The 8,492-nt window shown below is 46.3% G+C and carries 6 protein-coding genes and 2 tRNA genes; all 8 read right to left on the minus strand.

The window, feature by feature from the left end; all coding sequences use genetic code 11:
• Positions 1-86 precede the first annotated feature (86 nt).
• The gene (locus ACF8EG_RS07150) at positions 87-2,930 is read right to left on the minus strand and encodes a pitrilysin family protein (protein WP_069507406.1); all 2,844 of its coding nucleotides are present in this window, start codon (positions 2,928-2,930) and stop codon (positions 87-89) included.
• Between the two features lie 9 nt (positions 2,931-2,939).
• Positions 2,940-3,401, minus strand: coding sequence for a YqaA family protein (locus ACF8EG_RS07155; RefSeq protein ID WP_005462564.1), 462 nt, complete (start codon positions 3,399-3,401; stop codon positions 2,940-2,942).
• Entirely contained in the window at positions 3,395-4,345 is a 951-nt protein-coding gene (locus ACF8EG_RS07160; RefSeq protein WP_005480898.1) for an NADP-dependent oxidoreductase, read from the minus strand. The genes ACF8EG_RS07155 and ACF8EG_RS07160 overlap by 7 nt, the downstream gene beginning before the upstream one ends.
• Positions 4,346-4,497: 152 nt before the next feature.
• On the minus strand, positions 4,498-5,628 hold the full coding sequence (locus tag ACF8EG_RS07165; RefSeq protein WP_005462536.1) for a sodium ion-translocating decarboxylase subunit beta: 1,131 nt from the start codon (positions 5,626-5,628) through the stop codon (positions 4,498-4,500).
• A 9-nt stretch (positions 5,629-5,637) separates the two neighbouring features.
• On the minus strand, positions 5,638-7,425 hold the full coding sequence (gene oadA, locus ACF8EG_RS07170) for a sodium-extruding oxaloacetate decarboxylase subunit alpha (protein WP_069507407.1): 1,788 nt from the start codon (positions 7,423-7,425) through the stop codon (positions 5,638-5,640).
• 32 nt (positions 7,426-7,457) lie between these two features.
• Positions 7,458-7,715: an oxaloacetate decarboxylase subunit gamma gene (locus ACF8EG_RS07175; RefSeq protein ID WP_005493951.1), complete on the minus strand. Its 258-nt coding sequence runs from the start codon at positions 7,713-7,715 to the stop codon at positions 7,458-7,460.
• A gap of 564 nt (positions 7,716-8,279) precedes the next feature.
• A tRNA-Arg gene (locus tag ACF8EG_RS07180) sits at positions 8,280-8,356 on the minus strand.
• 57 nt (positions 8,357-8,413) lie between these two features.
• Positions 8,414-8,490: transfer RNA gene (locus tag ACF8EG_RS07185), tRNA-Arg, on the minus strand.
• Positions 8,491-8,492: the final 2 nt, after the last annotated feature.

Genomic DNA, 8,492 nt, shown 5'->3' on the forward strand with positions numbered 1-8,492 from the left:
TTCATGCATCTAGATAAACAACCCATTAAAAGTCGCTTATCTAGATGAATAGCGGAGAGATCACTCTCCGCTATTAAATGTGTACTCTATCGAATGATTTCAAGCTCTTCTACGTCTTTCCCCAACTTTTCTAGTTGAGGACGAAGTGATTTAGCATCACCAACGACAATGATTTGATAGTCATTCGGATCAAACCATTTTTGAGCTAATGCATTCAAAGTTTGCTTATCCACTTTCTCAACGATAGCGTTTCTTTGCTGCAAGTAATCTTGATCGAGGTTGTATTTGAGAATATCACTAATGAGTTCCGCTTTTTGTGTCGGCGTTTCATACTTCAGTGCATCTTTTTGACCGACCGCTTGGCGCATAAATTTCATTTCTTCATCAGTCATTCCAGATTGAGCGTATTCATTCAGCTCATTTTCCATCTCGATAATCGATGCGACCGTCGAATCGGCACGAACTTGCGCGGTAAATACAACCGAACCGGTTTCAGGATTCCCCGAGAAGTAACCGTAAGCACCGTAGGTGTAGCCTTTGTCTTCACGCAGGTTTTGGTTGATGCGACTGTTAAAGTTACCCGCTAGGTTAAAGTTCGCGAGCTGGCTTAGATAAAAGTCACCCGTGGCATCATAAGGCATGCCTTGACGAACCATCATAACCACACTTTGCGGTGCACCTGGTTTATCGACAAGATGAATTTTCTGCTCACCTAATGCTGGTATTGTTTGAGGAGCATAAAGTGGTGCCGCTTCATCTTTCCATTCAGCCCAAAACGCAAGCTTCTGCTCAATGTCTTGTTTAGCAATGTCACCCACCACCACGACTTGTGCGCTCTGCGGTGTGTAGTGCTTAGCGTAGAACTCACGCACATCATCAAGCGTTAGCGCACTGACACCAGCTTGCGTACCGTCTTTTGGGCGTGCAAAAACAGAATCACCATACAGCACTTGTCGACTTGCTTGAGATGCCATCCAACTTGGATTTTGATGTTCGTACACAAGCCCTTCGAGTGCCTGCATTTTCACACGATCAAAATCTTCTTGTTTGAACGCTGGCGATAGCAGCATCTCTTCAACGATTTTCAGTGTTGGCTCTAAATTCTTTTCTAAAGAAGAAACGCTGATGTTCGTCGTGTAGCCTGTGGCATCGACAGAGATCATGCTGCCGAGTTTATCGAGCTCAGCTTGAATTTGTTCCACGCTACGTTTGGTCGTTCCTTCTTGCAACATAGCGGCCGTCAGTTGCGCTAGGCCTTCTTTGCCTTTTTCCACAAAACGCGTGCCCGCCGGCAAGCTGAACTGCATCATGACTGTCGGAGTTTCGTTGCTAACTGTACCGAGTAGTTCAGAGCCGTTGTCAAAATGCACATTGTACAGTTCTGGCATTGTTGCTTTCACTGGCTCACCTACCGGTGGCTGCACTGAACGATCAAAATTGTCCGTTGCGCGGCGATAGGCTAACTGATCATCGGTAATTTTTTTGTACTCTGGCAAGGTACGTTCTGGCGTTGTAAATGTCGCAGACTTAACAGCAAGATCCGTTTTGCCTTTTGGTACCACGCTCAAGGTGACTTTCGACTTACCTTGAATAAAGTTTTGGTACACCTTCTCAACAGATTGAGGAGTCACGGCGCGAATCTGTTCCAATTGTTTTTCAATCAAGTCAGGTTGGCCAAAGAAAGTTTCATTCGACGCTAGCTGTGTGACTTTACCTTTCACGCTTTCAAGCGCGAAAATCGCATCCGCTTCAGCTTTACCTTTCAACTGCTCCAGACGATCGTCAGTGACGCCTTTCTCTGCAAACTTGCTCATCGACTTCATAAGCTCATCATACAAGGTCGAAAGATCGCCTTTGTCTCCAGAATCTCCCATCGCGTAGACATAGAAATTACACGCAAGCTCTGCACAGTCATGGAAGGAACCCGCATCAACCGCTTTTTGCGTCTTCACTAAATCTTGGTACAGCACGCTGTTGGTGCCACCACCTAATACTTCCGATAGCGTATCCAGAGACGCTTGGCTCTCTTCGCCGCTGTATGTGGTTGGCCACGCAATCATTACCATCGGTTGTTGGATACGATCTTCCAACGTAATGTATTTGTCTCCTTGCAACTTAGCTGGTTGTTTCGGTGCGTTTTCAACTTCTGGACCACGAGGAATGGAACCGAAGTATTTGTTTACCCACGCCAGTGTTTGCTCGACATCTAAGTCACCACCGATCGTGATCGTCGCATTATTTGGACCGTACCAACGCAAGAAAAACGCTTTAAGATCATTCACGTCAACACGATCAAGATCTTCAACGTAACCGATGGTTTGCCATGAGTAAGGATGACCTTCTGGGTATAACGCTTCAGACATACGTTCCCAAATCAAACCGTACGGACGGTTGTCATAACGTTGCGCACGCTCATTTTTCACCGTAGATCGTTGAATTTCAAATTTGCGCTGTGAAACCGCATCAAGCAAAAAGCCCATACGATCCGATTCAAGCCACAGCATTTTTTCCAGCTGATTCGCAGGAACGGTTTCAAAGTAATTGGTGCGATCGCGATTGGTCGTACCGTTTAACGTACCACCCGCCTCTGTGATGATTTTGAAGTGCTCTTGATCGCCAACGTTCTCTGAACCTTGGAACATCATATGTTCAAAGAAGTGCGCAAAGCCCGACTTACCGATTTCTTCACGAGCTGAGCCGACGTGATACGTGACATCAACGTGTACCAATGGATCAGAGCCCTCTGGCGCTAGAATTACGGTCAAGCCGTTATCGAGTTTGTATTTTTGATATGGGATCTTAACTTTGCCGTCTTCTGCTTTCGATGATTCGACGAAAGTCACCCCTTTTGGCAACGATGAAACAGGGGAATTTGATGCACAGCCCGTGATCACTAACAGTGAGCACGCGCCAACCCAAAACATTCTCATGTACTTTCCTTAAAATAATCCGAGATAAATGGCCGCCAACAAGCTGTACCGAGCGGCTTTTCCTAAAAATATTAAAATCACACACGGCAGAAATTTCATCCTTAACCATCCAGCCGCGAGACACAACGGATCACCAATAATTGGTAACCAACTGAAAAACAATCCCCAGTAGCCATATTTTGCTAGCCACTTTAAAGCGGTATGACCATGTTTTTCTTCTTGGGTTTTATTGGGGATCCATAACCCAAGCCAGTAATTGGTTAAGCCACCAAGCGTATTACCTATTGTGGCAACCAAAAGAATAGAAGAAACCGCATATTGATTGAGTGAGAGAGTTGCGATCAGCCCAGCTTCAGAGCCACCAGGCAGTAAGGTGGCGCTCAGAAAGCCCGTTAAAAAAAGCACCCACAATGCTGAATCAGAAAACCAAAGGGCTAAATGTTCAAAAGCTGAATTGAATGCGTCTAGCATGTCATATCAAGTAATACCTTGCCTCTCGTTCGCCCCGATTCCACTTGTTGGTGTGCGGCGATAACTTCAGCCATTGGGTAAATGTGTTGCACTTCTGTTTTAAGTAATCCCACACCTACCATGTACAACAACGTGTCTAACTGTGAAGGATCTGGCTCAACCAACATACCGCTTGCCTCGAAGCCTAACAGCTTGGCCTTGTCACAAATTAATTCAGCGCTAATCGTTGGTACCGTGATCACGCGGGCATTGTCTTTTAGGCACTTGAGAGCATCTAGAGCCGCATCACCACCAACCAAATCAATTAAAACATCAACGCCTTCAACACGTTCTGACACTGGTGCAAATTGATAGTTCACTGCATGAGCGCCAAGTGTGGCGAGGTAGTCTAAATTTCGTTCACTGCAGGTGGTAAACACTTCGGCTTTTGTCGCCACAGCAATCTGCACCGCTAAGTGCCCTACGCCACCCGCTCCTGCGAGAATTAATACTCTATCGCATTCGCTGACATTCGCTTTGCTTAATGCTTGAGCAGCGGTTTGCCCTGCCAATGGTAAAACCGCCGCCGCTTCTAGCGTGACCGAACTTGGCACGTGACTTAGCTCCGACTCCGGAACACAAACATATTGGCTATAACCACCACCTTGGAGAGGAAAGCCAATAAAACCGGCCACTTCATCTCCCACAGCAAAGCGAGAAGTCTTAGTACCACAAGAGGCGACTTTCCCAGAAATATCGTAACCTGGCACCCAAGGCAGTTTGTCTTTATTCTGGGAAGCAGCCCAGCCAAGTCCCGCTCGTGTTTTGACATCGATAGGATTCACGCCAGCATAATGCACCTTGACCAACACTTCGCCAGACTTAGGGATCGGAGTTTCAGCGCTTTGAATCGCCAGAACATTGGCGTCGCCAAACTCAGTGATAACAATCTGTTTATGTTCCATAACTCACTCCCTGAGGGACAAATAAAAAAGGGATGCCGGAGCATCCCTTTGACTATAAACCATTTTGTTTAACCAAGTTAATGGCAAGCATGTAAATTGGTTGATAATTTTATCTTCAACACGATAACTGTATTTACGTGTTACAAGAGTCTTTATCCAACCAAGGCCAACAGAATACCTGCCGCTACCGCGGAGCCAAGTACACCCGCTACGTTTGGTCCCATCGCATGCATCAACAAGAAGTTTTGAGGGTTTGCATCAAGCCCGACTTTGTTCACCACACGCGCAGCCATAGGTACGGCAGACACCCCTGCCGCGCCAATGAGTGGGTTGATGTCCTCTTCTGAGAACTTATTAAGAAGCTTAGCCATGAGAACACCTGCGCCTGTACCGATACTGAACGCCACAGCGCCTAGACCAAGAATGCCTAGTGTTTCCAAGTTTAAGAACTGGTCAGCTTGCAGTTTCGAGCCAACCCCTAAACCCAAGAAGATAGTCACAATATTGATCAGTTCATTTTGTGCAGTTTTCGATAAACGATCCACCACACCCGCTTCACGCATCAGGTTACCGAGACAGAACATACCAACCAATGGCGTCGCAGAAGGTAGGAACAGAATCGTCATCAACAGCACGGCCATCGGGAAGAACACTTTTTCCCACTTACCAACATGACGAAGCTGCGCCATTTTGATTTCACGCTCTTCTTTGGTAGTCAGCGCTTTCATAATTGGCGGTTGAATGATCGGAACTAATGCCATGTAGCTGTATGCCGCTACCGCAATCGCCCCCAATAAGTCTGGCGACAACTTGCTGGCCAAGAAAATCGCCGTCGGACCATCAGCACCACCGATGATGGCGATCGATGATGCATCTGCCATCGAGAATTCCATCCCCGGCACAAAGTTAAGCAAAATCGCCCCAAACAAGGTCGCAAAAATACCAAACTGCGCTGCCGCCCCTAACCAAAGTGTTTTAGGGTTCGCGATCAATGCGCCAAAGTCCGTCATCGCACCAACGCCCATAAAGATCAACAATGGGAAAACTCCCGATTCGATCCCGATATAGTAGACGTAGTACAACAAACCGCCTGGCTCAGTGAAGCCCGCATTAGGAATGTTAGCTAAGATAGCACCAAAGCCAATTGGCAATAAAAGTAATGGTTCAAAGCCTTTGCGAATCGCTAAAAACAACAGCGTACAGCCAACCAGCATCATGCAGATTTGGCCAAACTCAAAGTTAGCGATCCCTGTTTCTGACCATAAGGTCATCAATCCGTCCATGATACTCCCTTACGCCAAGCTGAGAAGAGGTGCACCAACGGTAACGGCATCACCCTCTTTAACGTTCAGTTCTTGAACGATACCACCGCGAGCTGCACGAACTTCCGTTTCCATCTTCATTGCTTCAAGGATCAGTAGGACATCACCTTCTGCGACTTCAGCACCCGGCTGAACGTTCACTTTAAAGATGTTTCCTGCAAGCGGTGCAGGAACCGATTCCGCATTTGCCGTCACAGGAGCAACGGGAGCGGCCACTGGTGCAGAAGCTGAACTTGGCGTCACAGAAGTCAATTGTCCTTTTGGCCCCACTTCAACTTCGTAGACTTGTCCATCAACGCGAACACTGTAAGTTTCTACGCTACCAGACTCGACTGGAGCCGCAGGCGCTGCAACTGGTTTTGCACTTTCCAATGTAGGTGCTGGTTCAAAATCGTCAGGGTTACCACGGTTTTTAAGGAACTTCAGACCGACTTGAGGGAACAACGCATAAGTAAGTACGTCATCAACGCGTTCACTCGCAAGCTTAATGCCTTCAGACTGAGCCTTATCCATTAAATCCACCGTAAGAGCTTCCATTTCTGACTCTAACAAATCAGCAGGGCGACACGTAATTGGCTCTTTACCTTCAAGGACTTTTGCTTGTAGTTCGGCATTCACTGCCGCAGGAGCGGCACCGTACTCTCCTTTGAGAACACCAGCGGTTTCTTTAGTGATGCTCTTGTAGCGCTCGCCGGTCAGTACGTTAATGACGGCTTGAGTACCAACGATCTGAGACGTCGGTGTTACGAGAGGAATAAAGCCAAGATCTTCACGTACACGTGGGATTTCTTCTAACACCTCGTCGATACGATCCGCTGCACCTTGCTCTTTTAGCTGACCTTCCATATTCGTCAACATACCACCTGGGACTTGAGCAATAAGGATACGGGAGTCCACGCCTTTTAGTTGCCCTTCCCACTTCGCGTATTTCTTACGTACTTCACGGAAGTAAGCTGCAATAGGTTCTAGTTGATCAAGTTTCAAATTGGTGTCGCGCTCAGTACCTTGCAGCATTGCTACAACCGTTTCTGTCGGAGTATGCCCGTAAGTACAGCTCATCGAAGAAATAGCCGTATCGAGGATGTCGATACCAGCCTCTACCGCTTTGATTGCCGTAGCAGTAGAAAGACCAGTGGTAGCATGGCAGTGAAGTGCCAGTGGTACATCACAAGAGGCTTTAATGCGTGTGATTAGCTCTTGCGCTTCGTAAGGCTTTAGCAAGCCAGACATATCTTTAATACACAGTGAATGACAACCGAGATCTTCCAAACGCTTTGCTAAATCAACCCAAGTATCCGTATTGTGAACAGGGCTTGTTGTGTATGACAGGGTGCCTTGCGCATGAGCGCCAACATCTACCGCCGATTTCACCGCTTTTTGGAAATTGCGAACATCGTTCATCGCATCAAAGATACGGAATACATCCATACCATTGGCATGAGCACGCTCAACGAACTTCTCTACTACGTCATCAGCATAATGGCGATATCCTAAAAGGTTTTGACCACGAAGTAGCATTTGCATTGGTGTATTTGGCATCGCCTTTTTCAACTCACGTAGACGCTCCCAAGGGTCTTCCCCAAGGAATCGAATACACGAATCAAACGTTGCACCACCCCAGGTTTCTAGGGACCAGTATCCAATCTTATCCAACTCAGCTGCGATAGGCAGCATATCTTCGATACGCATACGCGTAGCAAACAGTGATTGATGGGCGTCTCGAAGGACCACATCGGTAATAGCTAGTGGTTTAGACATGCTCTTAAACTCCTTTTTAATCCTATATTCGGCTACTTCGCGATTGAAGCGCGATGTTGATGAATCGCCGCTGAAATCGCTGCCACTACTTGTGGACTAACAGCTGAAGAGGTTGATTGAACTTTGGTATTTGTTTTTGGTGCTGCGATCGGCTCTGGTACTTCTTCTGGTACCAGTTTCGACAATAGCCGAACGAGATAAACAAGAATGGTGAGGAAAATAAATACGACCGCCATCCCCGTAACCATAAGGGTGGCCGCATCTACTAGCAGGCTTCCTATATTCGTCATGTTGCTTCCTTTCTTTGTCATCCTGACAACGTGCAGGACTTTATTAGCGTCAAATCCCGACCAATGGATTATCTCGATTGGTTAAATTTTGTCAATTTTGTTTAAGGAAGGATTTAAATAATCTCCATAATTGATTATTTATTCACTACCCAGATCACAATTCAAACTTAAACCATCGAGTTAGAATGAATGCTCAATATATAAACAGGTTAATTCAAAGAGCACGAGAAAACTGCGATTAAGATTTCAAAACAAAACAAGTGAGATTAAAAGAAAGAACTATTAAAACAAAAAGATAGGAGTAAAGATCAAAACAAAAACACCATTATAACATGTGATTAACACATTTTATTTAAATCACGTTAGTCATCATTTTGCTGGAAACGAAGAAAGCATGGCGCACCGATGATGAATTATTAGAGATGATTGACTAGATACGCAAAGTGACATTGCAGTTCAATCAGATAAGAAACCTACTTTGACAGCGCAGACTAAAGAATAAGTAGTGAGTGTTTGTTTTTCAGATACAAAAAAAGCCTCGCATAAGCGAGGCTTTTTGATAAGTGGCGCGTCCTGGAGGATTCGAACCTCCGACCGCCTGGTTCGTAGCCAGGTACTCTATCCAGCTGAGCTAAGGACGCACAGTTTTCGATATCAGTATTACCAATATCTGGAGTTCACAAGGAAACCCTAAAGAGTGGCGCGTCCTGGAGGATTCGAACCTCCGACCGCCTGGTTCGTAGCCAGGTACTCTATCCAGCTGAGCTAAGGACGCGC

This window comes from Vibrio sp. YQ_11 (genome assembly GCF_043103065.1).
Classification (GTDB): Bacteria; Pseudomonadota; Gammaproteobacteria; order Enterobacterales; family Vibrionaceae; genus Vibrio; species Vibrio parahaemolyticus.